19 protein-coding genes are annotated in these 18,414 nt (G+C 65.2%); 10 read left to right on the forward strand and 9 right to left on the reverse strand.

Annotation, left to right across the window (positions count from 1 at the left end):
- Positions 1–72: 72 nt before the first annotated feature.
- Positions 73–549, forward strand: coding sequence for a MarR family transcriptional regulator (locus AABA84_RS13205; RefSeq protein ID WP_049801985.1), 477 nt, complete (start codon positions 73–75; stop codon positions 547–549).
- On the opposite strand, the gene AABA84_RS13210 is transcribed toward AABA84_RS13205, so the two are convergent.
- The 3 genes from AABA84_RS13210 to AABA84_RS13220 all read right to left on the reverse strand — a co-directional run bounded on the left by AABA84_RS13210 (position 518) and on the right by AABA84_RS13220 (position 4,757).
- Positions 518–1,774, reverse strand: a complete 1,257-nt coding sequence (locus AABA84_RS13210; protein WP_338312253.1) for an O-antigen ligase family protein — start codon at positions 1,772–1,774, stop codon at positions 518–520. The genes AABA84_RS13205 and AABA84_RS13210 overlap by 32 nt on opposite strands.
- 181 nt (positions 1,775–1,955) lie before the next feature.
- Positions 1,956–3,503, reverse strand: coding sequence for an undecaprenyl-phosphate glucose phosphotransferase (locus AABA84_RS13215; protein ID WP_212244827.1), 1,548 nt, complete (start codon positions 3,501–3,503; stop codon positions 1,956–1,958).
- Positions 3,504–3,623: 120 nt separating this feature from the next.
- The gene (locus AABA84_RS13220) at positions 3,624–4,757 is read right to left on the reverse strand and encodes a glycosyltransferase family 4 protein (RefSeq protein WP_338312254.1); all 1,134 of its coding nucleotides are present in this window, start codon (positions 4,755–4,757) and stop codon (positions 3,624–3,626) included.
- Positions 4,758–4,962: 205 nt separating this feature from the next.
- On the opposite strand from AABA84_RS13220, the gene AABA84_RS13225 reads away from it, so the two are divergent.
- A complete protein-coding gene (locus AABA84_RS13225) occupies positions 4,963–7,305 on the forward strand; it encodes a GumC family protein (protein WP_338312255.1) in 2,343 nt (780 codons plus the stop codon).
- A 148-nt stretch (positions 7,306–7,453) separates the two neighbouring features.
- On the opposite strand, the gene AABA84_RS13230 is transcribed toward AABA84_RS13225, so the two are convergent.
- On the reverse strand, positions 7,454–8,635 hold the full coding sequence (locus tag AABA84_RS13230; protein WP_338312256.1) for a GNAT family N-acetyltransferase: 1,182 nt from the start codon (positions 8,633–8,635) through the stop codon (positions 7,454–7,456).
- 130 nt (positions 8,636–8,765) lie between these two features.
- Here AABA84_RS13230 and AABA84_RS13235 point away from each other — a divergent pair, with 130 nt between their 5' ends.
- The gene (locus AABA84_RS13235) at positions 8,766–9,809 is read left to right on the forward strand and encodes a polysaccharide deacetylase family protein (protein WP_338312285.1); all 1,044 of its coding nucleotides are present in this window, start codon (positions 8,766–8,768) and stop codon (positions 9,807–9,809) included.
- Here the strand turns inward: AABA84_RS13235 and AABA84_RS13240 are convergent.
- Positions 9,793–10,014: a DUF2842 domain-containing protein gene (locus AABA84_RS13240; RefSeq protein WP_018320088.1), complete on the reverse strand. Its 222-nt coding sequence runs from the start codon at positions 10,012–10,014 to the stop codon at positions 9,793–9,795. The genes AABA84_RS13235 and AABA84_RS13240 overlap by 17 nt on opposite strands.
- Positions 10,015–10,107: 93 nt before the next feature.
- On the opposite strand from AABA84_RS13240, the gene AABA84_RS13245 reads away from it, so the two are divergent.
- On the forward strand, positions 10,108–11,190 hold the full coding sequence (locus AABA84_RS13245) for a COX15/CtaA family protein (protein WP_212244819.1): 1,083 nt from the start codon (positions 10,108–10,110) through the stop codon (positions 11,188–11,190).
- Between the two features lie 5 nt (positions 11,191–11,195).
- Here the strand turns inward: AABA84_RS13245 and AABA84_RS13250 are convergent, their stop codons facing one another.
- From AABA84_RS13250 to AABA84_RS13265, 4 genes are all read right to left on the reverse strand, one after another.
- A complete protein-coding gene (locus AABA84_RS13250) occupies positions 11,196–11,537 on the reverse strand; it encodes a hypothetical protein (RefSeq protein WP_338312257.1) in 342 nt (113 codons plus the stop codon).
- Between the two features lie 194 nt (positions 11,538–11,731).
- The gene (locus AABA84_RS13255) at positions 11,732–13,012 is read right to left on the reverse strand and encodes an O-acetylhomoserine aminocarboxypropyltransferase (protein WP_338312258.1); all 1,281 of its coding nucleotides are present in this window, start codon (positions 13,010–13,012) and stop codon (positions 11,732–11,734) included.
- A 149-nt stretch (positions 13,013–13,161) separates the two neighbouring features.
- Entirely contained in the window at positions 13,162–13,746 is a 585-nt protein-coding gene (locus AABA84_RS13260; RefSeq protein ID WP_338307899.1) for a CoA-binding protein, read from the reverse strand.
- A gap of 75 nt (positions 13,747–13,821) precedes the next feature.
- Positions 13,822–14,646, reverse strand: coding sequence for an enoyl-CoA hydratase (locus tag AABA84_RS13265; protein WP_338312259.1), 825 nt, complete (start codon positions 14,644–14,646; stop codon positions 13,822–13,824).
- An 85-nt stretch (positions 14,647–14,731) separates the two neighbouring features.
- Between AABA84_RS13265 and AABA84_RS13270 the strand changes: the two genes are divergently transcribed.
- The 6 genes from AABA84_RS13270 to AABA84_RS13295 all read left to right on the forward strand — a co-directional run bounded on the left by AABA84_RS13270 (position 14,732) and on the right by AABA84_RS13295 (position 18,412).
- The gene (locus AABA84_RS13270) at positions 14,732–15,160 is read left to right on the forward strand and encodes a PaaI family thioesterase (protein WP_212244810.1); all 429 of its coding nucleotides are present in this window, start codon (positions 14,732–14,734) and stop codon (positions 15,158–15,160) included.
- A 158-nt stretch (positions 15,161–15,318) separates the two neighbouring features.
- Entirely contained in the window at positions 15,319–15,783 is a 465-nt protein-coding gene (rplM, locus tag AABA84_RS13275; RefSeq protein WP_212244808.1) for a 50S ribosomal protein L13, read from the forward strand.
- 1 nt (position 15,784) lies between these two features.
- The gene (gene rpsI, locus AABA84_RS13280; RefSeq protein ID WP_018320095.1) at positions 15,785–16,264 is read left to right on the forward strand and encodes a 30S ribosomal protein S9; all 480 of its coding nucleotides are present in this window, start codon (positions 15,785–15,787) and stop codon (positions 16,262–16,264) included.
- Between the two features lie 229 nt (positions 16,265–16,493).
- Positions 16,494–17,714: a GGDEF domain-containing protein gene (locus tag AABA84_RS13285; RefSeq protein WP_212244805.1), complete on the forward strand. Its 1,221-nt coding sequence runs from the start codon at positions 16,494–16,496 to the stop codon at positions 17,712–17,714.
- A gap of 60 nt (positions 17,715–17,774) precedes the next feature.
- Entirely contained in the window at positions 17,775–18,014 is a 240-nt protein-coding gene (locus AABA84_RS13290; protein WP_212244804.1) for a hypothetical protein, read from the forward strand.
- A 101-nt stretch (positions 18,015–18,115) separates the two neighbouring features.
- Positions 18,116–18,412, forward strand: coding sequence for an antibiotic biosynthesis monooxygenase family protein (locus AABA84_RS13295; RefSeq protein ID WP_035673823.1), 297 nt, complete (start codon positions 18,116–18,118; stop codon positions 18,410–18,412).
- Positions 18,413–18,414 lie beyond the last annotated feature (2 nt).

An 18,414-nucleotide genomic window follows, 5' to 3' on the forward strand; every position in this document is an offset into this window, starting at 1 on the left:
GCCTAAGATATGAGGTCGGCCTTGTCAAGGACGAAGGCGCGCAACGCGCTGCTGCAGGAGCTCGAGGACGCCATGCGCCGGTCGTCCGCGCAGGGCGTGCTCTATGGGCAAACCGTTGCCAACGTTGCCGGAATTGCCAATTCCGATCTCGAATGCATGGACATCCTGTATCTCGAAGGACGTGTCACTGCAGGGAGGCTCGCCGAGGTTACGGGCCTCACGACCGGTGCGATCACCGGCGTGGTCGACCGGCTCGAGAAGGCGGGGCTGGTGCGCCGTGAACGCGATGAGAAAGACCGCCGCAAGGTCTTCATCGCCGTCGTGCCGGACGCGGCGATGAAGATCGGCCAGTTCTACGTGCCGATGCAGCAGGCGATGGAGAAGGTGTTCGGCGGCTATTCCGATGAGGAATTGCGGCTGCTGCTGCGTTTCGCCAACGAGGGCTACAAGGGCGTGCTCGCGGCGACCGAGGCGCTGAAGAGCCTGCTCGACACGCCGCCGGAAAAACGTCCGGCTCTCAAGTTGAAGACGCGTCCTCGCCAGCCCTGATCTTGTAGATCTGCGCAGCCGCGATCATGCCCCACATCGCGCCCAGCATCATCCAGAAGTGCCGCCAGTGGTCGGTGTCGATCACGAAGCTTTCGCCGACGGTGCCGACGAAGGCGGAGAACATTGCGAGATAAGCGCGCTGCCAGGGCACCGGGACGAAGATGTGCCGGAAGCCCATGATGACGGTGGTGAAGACCAGCGCGGGATAGCAAACGCCGGACAGCCAGCCGCCGGACATGAAGGCGTTGAGATAGGAGTTGTGGGTGTCCTCGGGGAAGAAGCGGTGGAATTGCAGGGGGCCGATGCCGAACGGCAGGTCGAGCGCCATCTCCGCGCCCAGGATGTGGCGGCCGAACCGGCCGAAGCGGCCCTCGTCGTAGCTCTGGTCGAAGCTGGCGCGCTGCTTGAACATCTCGGCGGTGGAATCGAACGACAGCAGCACCGCGATCAGCGCGAGCCCCAGCACCGCGGCGACGATCGCCATGATGATGATGCGCGAGCGCTGCGCGTTGGTGCGGCTGGTCAGCACCATCAGCGCCAGCATGAAGGCGGAGGTCAGCACCAGGCCGCCCCAGGCGGCACGCGAGAAGGCGAGCAGGATCGCGAGCGACATGATGCCGAAGGCGATGACGTTGCGGAAGGCCTTCGCCAGCTTGTCCGAAACCACGCTCTGCAGCGCAAACAGCGCGGGCAGGATCAGGAAGGCGCCGAGCACGTTCGGGTCCTTGAACGTGCCGCGCGCACGGCCGTAGAGCGTGAGCAGATCGTTGCCGCCGGGAACCAGGTGGAAATAGCCGGCGACCGCCAGCAGTGCGGCGATCATCGCGCCGACCACGAGGCCGCGGCGGAGCATGTCGAGCCGGGCCGCGGTGTCCTCGGACGTGACCATGGCGAAGAACACCACGGTCACCGCCATGTACCAGGAGGTCGCGATCCAGCTCACCACCTCGGACTGCTCGAACAGCGGAATCGCGCTGATGGTGTAGCCGATATTGAGCAGGACCAGCATCAACACCAGCGGCATCAGCGCGAGCCGCAGCCGCAGGCCGGTCGCGAAGAACGCGACGGCCGCGAGCAGCGTCATGATCTCGTAGGGGCTCGGCTCGATGAAGACGACCGCGCCGGAGGCGCCGACCAGCCACACCAGCGCGCGCTGCAGCGCCAGCACGCCGGGCGCAGCCGGTACGGCTACGTTCACTCCACCGGCTGTCGCCGCATACGCCATCACATGCTCATACGCTTACGCAACTCATACGCCACAAACACCGCTGTCATCGCCCGGATTGACCGGGCGATCCAGTACTCCGTGGCGGCCATTGGAGAAGACGGCCGGCGCCGCGGCGTACTGGATGTCCCGCTCCAGTGCGCAAGCGCGCACAAGGCGGGGCATGACGGAGAAACTCAACTCAATACGCGTTCTCGTTCTTGGTCAGCAGCGAGATCGGCGTCTTCAGGAGAATGTAGAGGTCGAACAGCACCGACCAGTTCTCGATGTAATAGAGGTCGAATTCGACGCGCTTCTGGATCTTCTCTTCGTTGTCGATCTCGCCGCGCCAGCCGTTGATCTGGGCCCAGCCGGTGATGCCGGGCTTGACGCGGTGGCGGGCGAAATAGCCGTCGACGGCTTCGTCGAACAGCCGGCTCTGCAGCTTGCCCTGCACCGCATGCGGGCGCGGCCCGACCAAAGAGAGGTTGCCGGAGAAGACCACGTTGAAGAGCTGCGGCAGCTCGTCGAGGCTGGTCTTGCGGATGAAGCGGCCGACGCGGGTGACGCGCGGATCGTTCTTGGTCACGACCTTGGAGGCCGTGGGATCCGCCTGATGGTGGTACATCGAGCGGAACTTGTAGACGTCGATGCGCTCGTTGTTGAAGCCGAAGCGCTTCTGGCGGAACAGCGCCGGGCCGGGGCTGTCGAGCTTCACCGCCAGCGCCACCAGCCCCATCACCGGCAGGGCCGCGAGCAGCGCGAGGCTGCCGACGACGCGGTCGAACAGCCATTTCATCACCAGATCCCAGTCGGTGATCGGCGCCTCGAACACGTCGAGCGTGGGCACCTCGCCGAGATAGGAATAGGAGCGGGGCCGGAAGCGCAGCTTGTTGGTGTGCGCGGAGAGGCGGATGTCGACCGGCAGCACCCAGAGCTTCTTCAGCATCTCCAGGATGCGCGTCTCCGCCGAGATCGGCAGCGCGAACAGCACGAGATCGACGCGGGTGCGGCGGGCGAATTCGACGATGTCGTCGACCTTGCCGAGCTTGCGCGCGCCGGCGCAGGTGTCGAGCGCGCGGCTGTCGTTGCGGTCGTCGAACACGCCGAGCACGTGGATGTCGGAATCCTCCTGCGCCTTCAGCGCTTCGACCAGCTGCTCGCCGTTGCTGTCGGCGCCGACGATGATGGTGCGGCGGTCGAGCCGGCCCTGGCGCGCCCAGCCGCGCACCAGCGAGCGCAGCACAAGGCGCTCGGCGAGCAGCGCGGCGAGCCCGAGGAAGTAGAAGGCGGCAAGCCACAGCCGCGAGATTTCGCTGCCGTATTTGGCGAAGAAGGAGATGCCGATGAACAGCAGGAAGACGAACGACCAGGACGAGATCATCCGTGTCATCTGCCGGAGTTGCCCGCGGAACAGTTGCACCTGGTAGATGTCGGCGGCCTGGAAGCAGATCACGGCGGCGATCGATACGGCGATGACCTCGGCGGGATAGACCCAGCTGAAGCCGGAGAGCGGCATGACATAGCCGACATAGAGCGCGATACCGACGAGGCTGAGCAGCGCGAAGTCGGCCACGCGCACGAAGCCGGCGATCACGATCGGCGAATAGGCGCGGGCGACCTTCTGGTTGACGACCTCGAGCGCGGCGGGCGAGAGCCGGCGACGACGCTCCACGAAAGGTTGGTCAGCGGGTTTCGCCGCGGCGCTGGTCGCGGCATCGAGCATCGAGCGTGCGTTGAGCGGTTCCACGGGCGTCCACGTCCATTTCAAGCACCCGCGGGCCAATAGCGTTGGCGCCCCGGGCGGCATCCCCCGGTCCTTCGATTATCGAACAAATCGGAAGATTTTCTAAAGCGGGCTTAAGGATGGTTAATGATTGGCAAATGCATCGCGATAGCCGGCGATCACGCCGTCGACCATGGCGGCCTGCGAGAAATGCGCCGAGATGCGTTCACGCAAGGACACGGCGCGCTGCGCCGTTGCTGCGGGATCGTCGAGTGCGGCCGCGATCGCCTCGGCCATGGCCTCGGAATTGCTCGGCGCGAACAGGGCCGGACTCTCGGAGCCGAAGATCTCGGGAATGCCGCCGATGCGCGATGCGATCATGGGAATGCCGGCCGCGCCGGCCTCGATCACGACATAGGGCATGGAATCGCCGCGCGAGGGGACGACCAGCAGCCGGCCCTTGGAGAAGCCGTAGCGCGCCTTGACGTGACCAATGAAGCGGATGGCGCCGGACAAACCGAGCTTCTCGACCTGCGCCTTCAACGCCGCCGTCTCCTCGCCGTCGCCGCCGAGCGTCAGCGTGACCTTCTTGCCGCCCTCGTGCAGGCGCGCCACCGCATCGACCAGGAGATCCGCGCCCTTGATGTGCCTGAACTCGCCGACATAGCAGAGATCGGTCGCATCCTCGGCGGTGATAACAGGCTCAAATTCTTCCGGCGTCACGCCGTTGAAGACGCAATGGACCACGCCCTTGGGCGTGCCGACGATGCGTTGATAGGTGTCGCGGGCAAACGCGCTTTCGAACAGGAACAGGTCGGTCGAATCCATCAGCGAGCGCTCGAGTCGCGCGTAAAACTCGCCCTTGAAGGTGTTGAGGGGATAATGCAGCGAACCGCCGTGCGGCGTGTAGATGCGGATGGTGTCGTCGGAGCGTCGCCGCATGCGGATGAAGGCGCCAGCCTTGGCACCGTGGCCGTGCATGACGTCGGGCTTCAGCGTGGCAATCAGGCGCCGCATGCGGAGCCACACCAGGACGTCGTCCGGTGAGGGCTCGCGGCGGATCGCCATCCGGTGCACGCCGAGCTTCAGCCGCGGCGCGAGCTCGGCGAGGGCCTTGTCGGCACGCTCGCCGCCGGTGAGGCTATCGGCGAGGATGCCGACATGATGGCCGCGATCGACCTGGCCGTTGGCGACGTCGAGGATGTGGCGGAAGATGCCGCCGACCGGAGCACGCACGGCGTGCAGGATGCGAAGCGGCCGGTCAGGAGAGGGGGGCATGAATCAAAACCAGCGCTCGACGGCGAATGCCGAACAATTCCTAGGAAAATATCGAGACGGATTAAGGGGCCTCGTGGTTAACAAACGGTGACGCGTGCGCCTGCGCAAGTCGCCGCATGCCGCGATTAACCCAGCGGCAACCTTAATGGAGTGTAATCGCCGGGGTTGAGGTAGCTTAGTGGCGTTGCCCCTGCGGGAGTGTTCGATGCGTTTAGCGTTCTGGCGTGCCGGCAAGGACAAGGCGGTGGTTGCGCGGGCTGTTGCAAAGTCCAAGGCCGAAGTCGCGCCCAAAGCTGACGTCAAGGCTGACGTCCAAGTCGAGCCCAGGATCGAGCGGAAGATCGAGCAGAGGATCGAAGTCAGGCCTGCGCCGATCGTCACGAAGCAGGCCCAAGTCGAATCCGGCGATATCGACCTGCACGCGCTCGGCGCGGCATTGGCACGCAAGCGCGGCTGGATCATCGTGCCGACGGTGCTGGCGCTGGTCGCGTCCTTTGCGATCGTCAATCTCGTCACGCCGCGCTACAAGTCCGAATCGCGCATCCTCATCGACGGCCGCGAGAACGTTTTCCTGCGCCCGAGCAGCGACCGCGCCGAGGAGCGGCAGGCGCTCGACGCCGAGGCCGTCACCAGCCAGGTGCAGCTGGTGCTGTCGCGCGATCTCGCGCGGGAGATCATCAAGAAGAACAAGCTCGCCGAACGCCCCGAATTCGATCCGGTGCTGCAAGGCATCTCGCCGCTGAAGTCGCTGGCCGCGATGATCGGTATCGGCCGTGATCCGTTCTCGATGACGCCGGAAGAGCGCGTGCTCGATGCCTATTACGAGCGCCTGCAAGCCTACGCCGTCGACAAGTCGCGCGTCATCGTCGTCGAATTCCAGTCCGCCGATCCGGATCTTGCCGCCCGCGTCGCCAATTCGATCGCCGACGGCTATCTGGTTCTCCAGCAGAATGCGCGCCAGGACCAGGCCAAGAATGCCAGCCAGTGGCTCGCCGGCGAGATCGAGAGCTTGCGCAAGAAGGTCTCCGACGCCGAGGCCAAGGTGGAGGACTTCCGCTCCAAGTCGAGCCTGTTCATCGGCACCAACAACACCACGCTGTCGAACCAGCAGATGGGCGAGGTGAACACTCAGCTCAACAATGCGCGCTCGCTGAAGGCGGATGCGGAATCCAAGGCTAGGCTGATCAAGGAGATGCTCCAGAGCGGCAAGCCGATCGAGGCATCCGAGGTCGTGAACTCCGAATTGATGCGGCGGCTGTCGGAGCAAAGGGTGACGTTGCGTGCGCAGCTCGCCGAGCAGTCGTCCACGCTGCTCGGCAATCACCCGCGCATCAAGGAGCTGAAGGCGCAGCTTGGCGACCTCGACAATCAGATCCGCGACGAAGCGGCCAAGATTTCCCGCTCGCTCGAAAGCGACGCGCGGATCGCCAGCGGCCGCGTCGATGGCCTGACCGTGAGCCTCGAGCAACTCAAGAAGCAGGCGACCTCGACCAACGGCCAGGACGTCCAGCTCCGCGCACTCGACCGCGAGGCCAAGGCGCAGCGCGATCTGCTGGAAGGCTATCTCGCCAAGTACCGCGAGGCCAATACCCGCGAGACCATCGATACGGCGCCGACCGACGGCCGCATCATCTCGCGCGCCATCGTCTCGAACACGCCGGCCTATCCGAAGAAGCTGCCGATCGTGCTGATCGCGACCATCGCGACGCTGCTGCTCTCGTCCGGCGTCGTCGTCACCGGCGAGCTGTTGCGCCAGACCGCACCGCGCGCTGTGGCCGCGGTCGGCCCGGCGCAGGCGACGGTGCGCCAGGAGTCGCTGGTCCAGCCGCGGGTACAGTCGGTCGTCGAGCCGGACATCGATCCAGCCATTGCTGCAGCCAGCGCTCCAGCCTTGGCAGAGCCCGCGCCGCTGCAGCCGGAGATGGTCAGCGATGTGGACGTCACCGAATTCACCGAGATCGAAAATCTGGCCGACCGCCTGCACGCCGCGGGCGCTGCCGCGAAGAAGGTCACGGTGCTCGGCACCGCTTCCGGCGAAGCCATCACGCTGTCGACCCTGACGCTCGCCCGGCATCTGGCGCGCGAGGCGCGCGTCGTCGTGGTCGATCTCGCCGCGTCCTCGCCGACGATTGCCGCGGTGTCCGTCGATGCTTCGGCGCCCGGCCTTGCCGAGCTGATGCAGGGCGAGGCGTCGTTCGCGCAAATCATCACCCGGGACAAGCTGTCGCGGCTGCATCTCGTCATGGCCGGCCGTCCCGGCTTCGACCGCAGCGTGCTGCAATCGCCGCGGGTGACGCTTGCGATCGACGCGCTGCTGCGCGCCTATGATCACGTGCTGGTCGACGCCGGCAGCGCCTCCGACCTTCCGGCCGAGCTGCTGACGGCGCATGCCCGCGCCGTCGTGGTGCCCGATGCGTCGATGGCGAGCGATGCGCGCACGCTCATGTGCGAGCAGCTGAAGGCGGTCGGCTTCAGCGAGGTGACGATGCTGAGCAAGCCGGTGCAGGCTTCCGATGCGGTCGACGCGCCGCGCGTGGTGGCGGCGTAGGCGTTTCTTTCTCTCTCCGCGCACTCGGAATCGTAGGGCGGGCAAAGGCGCGTTCGCGCCGTGCCCACCACCTATCCGATACAGTAACAGAAGACGTGGGCACGCTTCGCTTTGCCCACCCTACGATATCGGCGTTCGCGGAGAGGCTTTACCCGAACGCCTGCCGCAGCCGCCTGGCCAGATCAAACAGCATCTGGTTTTGCTTCACCAGCCGCTTGCCGTGGCTGAGCGAGGACATCGCCATCGCCGCGAGCTTGCCGCGCGAGGTCAGCGGAACGAAGCTGTCGAAGATGTCCTCGTCGTCCTTGCAGAACATCCGCTTGTAGTCGTCCGAACCGATGCCGAGGTCGAGCGAGCGGTAACCGCGCTCGCCGTAGCGATCGATGATGTAGCGCATCAGGATCAGCCCGGGGCTGTAGCGGGCGTGTTCGGACATCGTGTAGGTATTGAACATCATCGAGAAGCGCTCGCCGTCGGCGACGCCGGCGAAGATGGCGATCACCTCGTCGTCGCATTCCAGCGCATGGATGTCGATGACGCGGCCTTCGCCACGCGGCGCAAGGCAGGCGCTGCGGACGAACTGTTCGACGCCCGGCTCGGCGAAGACGTTCGGGAGCTTCTGTTCTGCCATCCGCACCGGCTTGACGCGGAAGAACCAGTCGAGCAGGCGGGTGACGTCCGCGTCTGACGTGGCAAGGTGATAACGATAGCCGGCGAGCGCCTGGAGCTTCTTTTCCTTGCTCTTGAGGCGGCGGCGGAAGGAATTGCTGATCCGCGATGCCGGCGGCCCGCCCGGCTCCATCACCAGTTGCGGACAGCCGTTGATCGCGCTCTGTCGCGGCAGAGCTGCAAACGGGTTCTCCTGGCCGTGCCAGCGCAGCGGCTGCTGCGTCAGCACGAGCACGTCGACGTGCTCGCGGAGCGGCGCAAGCAGCACCTCGATATCGGTGGCAGTGGCCTGTGCGGCGCACTCGGCGTTCCACAGGCCCATGTTGAAGGTCGTATGCTTGCCGCCCATGAAGCACGCCGTGCGCACGCCGCGGCTTTGGCGCAGCGAGAGCGGCAGCAGCATCAGTGGCGTGTGATCGGCGTCGCGGCCGATCACGATGAAGGGCCGCGCGCCCTCGCGCTCGCCGACCAGTCGCTGCCAGGGGCTCAGCAGATCAAACCGCTGATAGGGCGTGAAGAGATGGCCGGGCTCCTCGAAGGCGCGCCAGACCGCTTCTGCGGCGCCGAGATCGGTGACGATATCGACATGCGCGATACGGCTCGCTTTCGACCGCGCTGGCGCTTCTGCCGTCCGGCTTTGCATCGCCGCAGCCATGGTCATTCGCGAAACCTGTCGAGAAATCAAAATAGACGTAATTCGGCCTGTGGCCGACCTTTGCAAAGAAATGTCAACAAAGGGTAAGGACAATAGAGAGGGAACGGGCGCCTTGAGGGCGCGAAGGGTCAAGATATTGGCATCCGACGACAGATGGCTGGAACGGCTGCGCCTCGAGCTGGCCTGGTTCACCGGCCAGGCCGCGCTGCGCAGTCGCGGTGCCGGCGCCATCCTGCGCTTTGCGCGGGTGCGGCCACGGCGGCGCGGCGGATTTCAGCCGCTGCGCGCGAACGAGATCACGCCGCAATTTCTCGACCGCGCCATTCGCGCTTTGAAGCGCTGGAATTATGATTTTCTCGGCATGGACGAGGTCTGCCGGCGCGCGGTGACGCTGCCGGAGAAGCGGCGTTTCGTGGCGCTCACTTTCGACGGCGCGAACAAGGAGCTGATCGACTTTGCCTACCCGGTGCTGGCGCATCACGCCGTGCCCTTCACGATCTACGTACCCACCGCGTTTCCCGACGGCGTCGGACAGGCCTGGTGGCTCGGGCTTGAACAGGTGATCGCGCGCGAGAGCCGCATCAGCCTGATGATGGGCGAGAAGGAGCAGCGTTTCACCGTCACCGACAATGCCGGGAAGCAGGCGCTGTTCTCGCATCTCGAGAGCTGGCTGCGTTCACTGCCGCCGGCGGAACTGTCGGTCGCGATCGCCGATCTCTGCACGCGCTACCGGATCGATCTCGCCGCGCTCTCGCGCGAAGCGTCGATGGATTGGGAGGATCTGGCGAAGCTCGCCGCCGATCCGCTCGTCACGATCGGCAGCGCGACGGTCAACTATCCTGTTCTGGCCAACATGAAGGATGCCGCAGCGCTGCGCGAGATGACGATGGGCAAGGCGGTCGCGGAATCGGCGTTTCACCGCGACATCAGCCATCTGGCCTTTCCGTTCGGCGATCGCACCTCGTTCCGGCGCAGCCACGTCATGATGGCGGAGGAGGCCGGCTTTGCCAGCGCGGTGTCGACGATCCCGGGCATCGTCGATGCACAGGGGCGGACCAATCTGCGCGCGCTGCCGCGGATTTCCTGGGACGGCCGGGTGCGCTCGCTGCGCATGCTGCGCGTGCTGGTGTCAGGCGTCGCCTTTGCGCCGGTGAAGCCGACCGCTACGAGCCAGACTTGACGCGATCGGGCCGCTGCATCCAGCTCACGATCGGCATCGCCGGCAACACCCAGCCCATGCCGACCACGACGTAATAGATCGCCTGCCGCCAGCCGGATTCGGCGATCCACGGCATCTGCGCCGCCGCCATGCCGAGCAGCGCCCAGACGGTGGCCAGCACCAGGAGCAGGATGGCGCCGAGGAACTTGCGGGTGCGGATCGTCATGGCGGATGTCGCGCTTTCTTGCGTAACTTGCGCTGCGGAAGCGGGGGACTATAAGGGGCACACAGTCCGGTTCAAGCTTGGTTTTTGCCCCGAATGACGACGATTTCCGCCCCGTCCGAGCCGCATCGCGCCGTGCGCTGGTGGCTGATCTCCGTCGCCGCGCTGATTGCGCTGATGGTGCTGGTCGGCGGCGCGACGCGGCTGACGGAATCCGGCCTCTCGATCGTCGAATGGAAGCCGGTGACGGGCAGCGTGCCGCCGCTCTCGGAGGCGCAGTGGACCGAGGCGTTCGAGGCCTACAAGAGGATCCCGCAATATCGCGAGCTCAACGCGGGCATGAGCCTGTCGGAGTTCAAGCAGATTTTCTGGTGGGAATGGAGCCACCGGCTGCTCGGCCGTTTCATTGGCGTCGCCTATCTCTTGCCGTTCCTGTTCTTCCTGTGGCGCGGTGGCCTGTCCGGTGAATTGAAGCGCAGGCTGTGGCTGCTGTTCGCGCTCGGCGGGCTCCAGGGCGCGGTCGGCTGGTGGATGGTCGCCTCGGGTCTCACCGAGCGGGTCGAGGTGTCGCAATATCGGTTGGCGACGCATCTGCTGCTCGCGCTGCTGATCTTCGCGGGCATCGTCTGGACGGTGCGGCGGCTTGCCGAGCGGCCGCAGATCGCGGTGCCCGCGCGGTTGCGCTTCACGAGCGCGCTGCTGCTCGTCGTGACGTTCGTGCAGATCTATTTCGGCGCGCTGGTTGCGGGCCTGCGCGCGGGGCGCGCCTACAACACCTGGCCGCAGATCGACGGGGCGTTCATTCCCTCGGCCGAGCGGCTGTGGTTCGAGACGCCCTGGTGGCGCAACATGTTCGACAATGTGCTGACGGTGCAGTTCGAGCACCGCATGACCGCCTATGCGCTGTTCGCGCTGGCCGCGCTGCATGCGATCGACGCAGTGCGTTCACGAGCGGGTGCTGCGGCAAGCGGCGCGCTCTGGCTGTTCGCGGCGGTGAGCCTGCAGGCAGTGCTCGGCATTCTCACGCTGCTCAACCAGGTGCCGATCGACCTCGCGCTGTCGCACCAGGCGGTCGCGATCGTCGTGCTGATGCTCGCGGTGATGCAGGTGGAGCGGCTCGCTTCGCGGCAATCTGCAGAGGCGCAGCCGCGCGCGGTTCCCGCTGGCCAGCCCGGCTGATCAGATCAGCAATAGCCGTAGATGCCGCACGCGTAGGGCAGGCGCCAGAAATAGTCGACCTGCTTCCCGCCGTAATACGCGCCCTGATAGTCGTAATCCCAGGGACGGCCGTAATAGCCCGGCAGCGTGTGGGACCCCGGGAGCAGTGGCGTGCCCGGCAGGTTGCGGATGTAGCTGCGGATACCATAGGCCGGCGAGATCAGCGCATCCGGATCAGTCTCGACGTAAACCTTGGGCGGCTCCTGTGGTGCAACGGCCCGCCGCTTCGGCGTGGCCGGCAAGTCCGCAGCGAGCGCGCTTGAAACCGTCAGCATCGCCGCAAGGGCAGGCACCATCCAGCGCAGCATCGTCAGCTCCGAATCAAAGGGGCGATCCAAGGATGATGTATGCGGCAGATATGGTTAATGACTGTTAACCGGGGAGCAAAACAGCACCCTGTCATTCCGGGGCGGTGCAAAGCACCGAACCCGGAATCCAGAGGTCATTGTTTCACTTCGAGATTCCGGGTTCGCGCTTCGCGCGCCCCGGAATGACGCTGATGCTAGGTGCCCAGCGCCTGCTCCAGATCGGCGATCAGGTCTTCCTTGTCCTCGATGCCGATCGAGAGCCGCACCACGTCGGGACCGGCACCGGACTTGATCTTGGCGGCGTCGTCGAGCTGGCTGTGCGTGGTGGAGGCCGGATGGATCACCAGCGAGCGGGTGTCGCCGACATTGGCCAGGTGCGAGAACAGCTGCAGCTTCGACACCAGGTTGACGCCGGCGTCATAGCCGCCCTTCAGGCTGAAGGTGAACACGGCGCCTGCGCCCCTCGGCGCGTATTTGCGCGCGAGCTGGTTATACTTGTCGCTCGCAAGGCCCGCGTAGCTGACCGAGGCCACCGCCGGATGGCCGGCGAGGAATTCGGCGACCGCCTTTGCATTGTCGCACTGCTTCTGCATGCGCAGCGGCAAGGTCTCGATGCCGGTCAGGATCATGAAGGCGTTGAACGGCGACAGCGCAGGGCCGAGGTCGCGCAGGCCGAGCACGCGGCAGGCGATCGCGAAGGCGAAATTGCCAAAGGTCTCCTGCAGGCGGATGCCGTGATATTCCGGCCGCGGCTCCGACAGCATCGGATATTTGCCGCCGGTGGACCAGTCGAACGTACCGGCATCGACGATGATGCCGCCGAGCGAATTGCCGTGGCCGCCCAGGAACTTCGTCAGCGAGTGCACGACGATGTCGGCGCCGTGGTCGATCGGGCGGATCAGGTAAGGCGAGGCCAGCGTGTTGTCGACGATCAGCGGCACGCCCGCCTTCCGCGCCACCGTCGAGATCGCCTCGATGTCGGTGATGCTGCCGGCCGGATTGGCGATGGACTCGATGAAGATGGCTTTGGTGCGCGGCGTCACCGCGCGCCCGAAGCTCGCGATGTCGTCGGGATCGGCCCACACCACGTTCCAGCCGAAGCTCTTGAAGGCGTGCGTGAACTGGTTGATCGAGCCGCCATAGAGCTTGCGTGCCGCGATGAACTCGTCGCCGGGCTGCATCAATTGCTGCAATACCACGACCTGCGCGGCATGGCCCGAGGCCACCGCCAGCGCGGCCGTGCCGCCTTCGAGCGCGGCGACGCGCTCTTCCAGCACCGCGTTGGTGGGATTGCCGATGCGCGTATAGATGTTGCCGAACGCCTGCAGGCCGAACAGCGAGGCGGCGTGGTCGGCATCGTTGAACACGAATGAGGTCGTTTGATAAATCGGGGTCGCGCGCGCACCGGTGGTGGGGTCGGGCTGTGCACCGGCATGCACGGCGAGGGTTGAAAATCCCGGAAGGCGATCGCTCATTGAGGGCGTCCTGTTCTCTTGGTCTGAAATCGCGCGGCATGCTGATGGGCGCCGCGCTTCCCGTCAAGGCGGCGCTTCACATCAAGATCATTTGGGAATGATCCTGCTACGCATTGTCGCGTAGGCGAAACGAATCCCTCGCGATTGCGTCAGCTTTGCTCGCTCTTGTTTTTTGCCGCGCGATCGGACGCTGCGGTGTCGCCGCCGCCGACGCTCATCCGATTGAGAGATAGCCGCATGCCTTGCGTCGGTGCCGGCGGGCGCTTGGAGCTGAGCGTGCGCGAATTCACGCCCATCCAGGAGATCTCGGACGACAGACGGCCATATTCGATCTTGGGGCAGCGGTTCATCACCACCTTGATACCGACCGACTCGGCTTTCGCTGCCGCCACGTCGTCACGTGCGCCAAGCTGCATCCAGATCACCTTCGGCAGCGGATCGAGCGTGAGCGCTTCCTCGACGACAGGCATGATGTGGCTGGAATTGCGAAAGATGTCGATCATGTCGACGGGACGGCCGATGTCGGAGAGCGAGGCAACGAACGGCTTTCCGAGCAGCTCCTTACCGACATGGCCGGGGTTGACCGGGATCATGTCGTAGCCGCGCTGCGCCAGATATTTGAACGCGAAATAGCTCGGCCGCACGTTGACCGGCGAGGCGCCGACCATCGCGATCGACTTCACGCCATTGAGGATGGCGCGGATGTAATTGTCGGGATAGGCGTCGTGGTTCATCTTTTTCTTTCCGTCATTCCGGGGCGCACCATAGTTCGGCTCTGCGAGCCGCCCCGGAATGACGATGCTGGTGTTTCACTCATCCCGCCATGTCGGCGTGCGCTTCTCGATGAAGGCGCCGATGCCTTCCTCGGCGTCGCGCGCCATCATGTTCTCGGTCATCACCTCTGCCGCATAGCGATAGGCCTCCGCAAGGCTCATCTCGGCCTGACGATAGAAGGCTTCCTTGCCGAGCTTGACGGTATAGGCGGATTTCAGCGCGACCTGCTGCGCGAGCTCGATCGCGGCGCCGAGTTCGGTGCCGGCGGGGACCACGCGGTTGATGAGGCCGATCTCGCGGGCGCGCGCGGCCGTGACAGGCTCGCCCGTCAGCAGCATCTCCATGGCCTGCTTGCGCGGCACGTTGCGCGACAGCGCCACCATCGGCGTCGAGCAGAACAGGCCGATGTCGACGCCGGGCGTCGCGAACTTGGCGTCCTCCGAGGCGATGGCGAGATCGCAGCTTGCCACGAGCTGGCAGCCGGCCGCGGTCGCGATGCCCTGGACGGCCGCCACCACGGGCTTGGGCAGGTGCACGATGGCCTGCATCATCGCGCTGCAGGCGGTCATCATCTCGGCGAAGAAGGCGCGGCCGCGATCGGGGTCAGTGCGGCGCGCGGTCAGCTCCTTCATGTCGTGGCCGGCGGAGAAGGCGGGGCCGTTGGCGGCGATCACGACGCCGCGGACGGCCTTGTCATCGCGGATCTCGTTGAGCTCCGCATGCAGGCTGGCGATCATCGCCGCCGACAGGCTGTTGCGCGCGGCCGGGCGGTTCAGCGTCAGGACGGCGATCGGGCCTACGGTCTCGCGCAGCAGGATCGGCGGTTCCGGGGAGGGGGCGCGGGCAGCCTGGGCGGACATCGAAGCGTTTCCGTTGGATTATTGCATTTGAATGACGCAGATAACTTAATGTAACAGGGCAGGTGAAGCGAGGGTGGGGAACAGCATGGCGTTAGCGAAAATGAGCGTGGCAGAGGTCGAGCAGTTCCTCCGCCACGAGTTTCCCCAGGCGTTCAGCGGCGACGACATCACGATTGAAAGCGCGGACGGCCAGACCTGCCTTTTGCGCCAGCGCTACAGCGAAAGGATGCTGCGGCCGGGCGGAACCGTGTCCGGGCCGACGCTGATGGCACTTGCCGATTTCGCGATGTACGTGGTGCTGCTGTCTGCGATCGGGCCGGTCGGGCTCGCCGTGACCACCAATCTCAACATCAACTTCCTGCGCAAGGGCGGGCCCGGGCAGGACGTGCTGGCGGAGGCGCGGCTGCTCAAGCTCGGCAAGCGGCTGGCGGTCGGGGAGGTAAAACTGTTGTCCGGCACCTCGCCCGATCCGATCGCCCATGTCACCTCGACCTATTCCATTCCAAATGTTTGAGCTTTTTGCAGGTAATATAGCACCATATTTTTAAGCCATTGATATTGCGGTGCTAATTTCCGTCTTCGGGCATTGACCGTTGCGCGTCTCTTCTCTAGAAAACCGCGCAGTCCGGCGCGGTGTTCGCGCCGATGCTCCCCGTCCACGGAAACTCTGACATGAAAACCTTTTCGGCAAAGCCGGCTGAGGTGACGAAGAAGTGGGTGCTGATCGACGCCAAGGGTCTGGTCGTCGGCCGCCTCGCCACCATCGTCGCCATGCGCCTGCGCGGCAAGCACCTCCCGACCTACACCCCGCACGTTGATTGCGGCGACAACGTCATCATCATCAATGCGCAGCATGCGGTCCTCACCGGCCGCAAGCGCGAGCAGAAGACCTATTACAAGCACACCGGCTATGTCGGCCACATCAAGGAGCGCACCGCGCGCCAGATCCTCGAGGGCAAGCATCCCGAGCGCGTGCTCGAGAAGGCCGTCGAGCGCATGATCCCGCGTGGCCCGCTCGGTCGCGTGCAGATGGGCAACCTCCGTGTCTACGGCGGGGCCGATCATCCGCACGAGGCGCAGCAGCCCGAGAAGATCGACATCGCCAAGTTGAACCGCAAGAACACGAGGGCCGCATAACATGGCCGAATCCATCCAGTCGCTCGACCAGCTCTCGCAGCTCAAGACGGCGGCGGCGCCCGATGCGCCCAAGCACGAGAAGAAGGTCGACAAGTTCAACCGCGCCTATGCCACCGGCAAGCGCAAGGACGCGGTCGCCCGCGTCTGGATCAAGCCGGGCGCCGGCAAGGTCACCGTCAACTCGCGCGAGGTCGAGGTCTATTTCGCCCGTCCCGTGCTGCGCATGATGATCGAGCAGCCGTTCTCCGTGGCCCAGCGTTCGGGCCAGTACGACGTGATCTGCACGGTTGCCGGCGGCGGCCTGTCCGGCCAGGCCGGCGCGGTCCGTCACGGCATCTCCAAGGCGCTGACCTATTTCGAGCCGGAGCTGCGAAGCGTGCTCAAGAAGGGCGGCTTCCTGACCCGCGACTCCCGCGTGGTCGAGCGCAAGAAGTACGGCAAGGCCAAGGCCCGCCGGTCCTTCCAGTTCTCGAAGCGTTAATCGCTTTCGTCACATTCGCCGCGAAAGCGGCTTCAATGAGATGCAAAAGGGCGCTGATTTCAGCGCCCTTTTTGTTGTTCGTTTGTATGCAAATTGATGGCGTGTTTCCCGAAAACTTGGGCTCGCGCGAAAACCTGAATGGAACTCGCGGGACATAGCGTCGCATCTGGAAGGGCGCGCAAGTCGGCTGGGCCGATCGCGTAACTGCTATGTCTAAGAGGGGGCCGACATGATGTCGCTCGATAGCATCACGCTCTATTTGGTTGCCACCATGGTTGCCGCACTGCTCGGCGCCATGATGGTATTCTTCGGCAGGCAGGAGAACAGTCCTGCCCTGAAATGGTGGGGCACCGCCTATCTGCTCGGTGCCGCCTCCGTCGCGCTGTGGACCGCGGCCGGCGACCGGCTGGGCCCGCATCTCTATCTGGCTTTAAATGCCGTCGGCTTCGTCGCCTGCGGCATGGTGTGGAATGCGGCGCGCGTCTTCCACGGCCGCAAGCCGAACTGGCCCGGCCTCGTGCTCGGTGCGCTGGCCTGGGTCGCCGCCGTCACGGTGCTCGACCCCGAGGCATCCATGTTTCGGATGATCATCGGCGCCGGCATCGTCTCGGTTTACGCGGCACTGACCGCCAGCGAGCTCTGGACCGAACGGCGCAAGAGCGTGCAGCGGCGCTGGCCGGCCTTCGTGATGCCAGTGATGCATGGCTGCGTGTTGATGCTGCCGGTCCTGATCGGCAGCTTCCTGCGTCCGCACGATGCCGGCTTCTCGTCGAGCATCTGGGTCACCGTGTTCGCGGTCGAGCTGATCCTCTACGCCGTCGGCACCGTGTTCGTGATCTTCATGCTGGTGTCGGAGCGCACCGTGACCGCGCACCGCACCGCCGCGTCGACCGATCCCCTGACCGGCATGCTCAACCGCCGCGGCTTCTCGGAAGCCTGCGGCCGCGTGATCGAGCGCGAGGCCAAGGCCGGACGTCCCGTCACCGTGATGATTTTCGACATCGATCACTTCAAGTCGATCAACGACCGCTTCGGCCACCCCGCTGGCGACGAGATGCTGAAGCTGTTCTCGACCGTCGTCGTCAGTAATCTGCGCATCACCGACATGTCGGGCCGTATCGGCGGCGAGGAGTTCGCAGCGCTGCTGCCGTGTTCGCTGGAGGAGGGCGTGCTGGTCGCCGAGCGTGTGCGCGAGGCGTTCGAGACGTCCGGCGTCGTGGTCGATGAAGGCCCGGTCGACACCACCGTCAGCATCGGCGTCGCCGGCGGGCCCGCCGGCACCGAGCTCGAGGTGCTGCTGGCTTCGGCCGACACCGCACTCTACCAGGCCAAGCGTGGCGGCCGTAACCGCGTCGAGGCGGCGGAGGAGCTGCCGCTGTCGCTGGAGAATTGGCGCCGCCAGAGCGCCGCGCGGATCAGTGCGCCGCAGCCGCGTCCGGCCACCGCCTGAGACGCGAGGCAGCACCCGCGGTAATCCCCTGTTTACCATTCGATCCCTACCATTGCGGTCATGGAATCGATCCGTCGACAGAACCCGCAAGCTGCCCTGATGTCGCTCGAAGCCGCTGCGGCCTCGGCACGCAGCGGTTTCGCCTGTCTGTTCTCGACCGCGGACGAATACGAGAGCGCGCTGATCACCGAGCGCCGCGCACAGGGGCGTTACACGCAAGGCCGCCGCAGCTACTGGCCGCTCGCGCTGTTCATCGGCTGCGCCCTGATCGTGGCGGGCACCGCTCTGCTGCTGATCTGAGAGATCTGCATTTTTTGGCCGACCAGGGCGCCGTTTCGGCGCCTTTTTCTTTTTTGCTGCCTGCGCTAGACACGCCCATCGAACAAAAAGGGTGGAAACCGATGATCACCGAGATCGCGCAAATCGACGTCAAGCCGGGCAGCGAGAAGGACTTCGAGGCCGCTGTCGCCAAGGCCAAGGCCGCCTTCGGCCGTTCCAAGGGCTTTCACGGCTTCGAGCTGCACAAATCGATCGAGAAGCCGCAGCGCTACCGGCTGATGGTGAAATGGGCGACGCTGGAGAACCACACCGTCGATTTCCGCGGCTCGGAGAATTTCACCGAATGGCGCGGCCTCGTCGGCCAGTATTTCGCCTCGCCCCCGGAGGTCGAGCACACCGAGACCGTGCTGACGACCTGAGA

It is taken from the genome of Bradyrhizobium sp. TM239, assembly GCF_036247985.1.
Classification (GTDB): Bacteria; Pseudomonadota; Alphaproteobacteria; order Rhizobiales; family Xanthobacteraceae; genus Bradyrhizobium; species Bradyrhizobium ottawaense.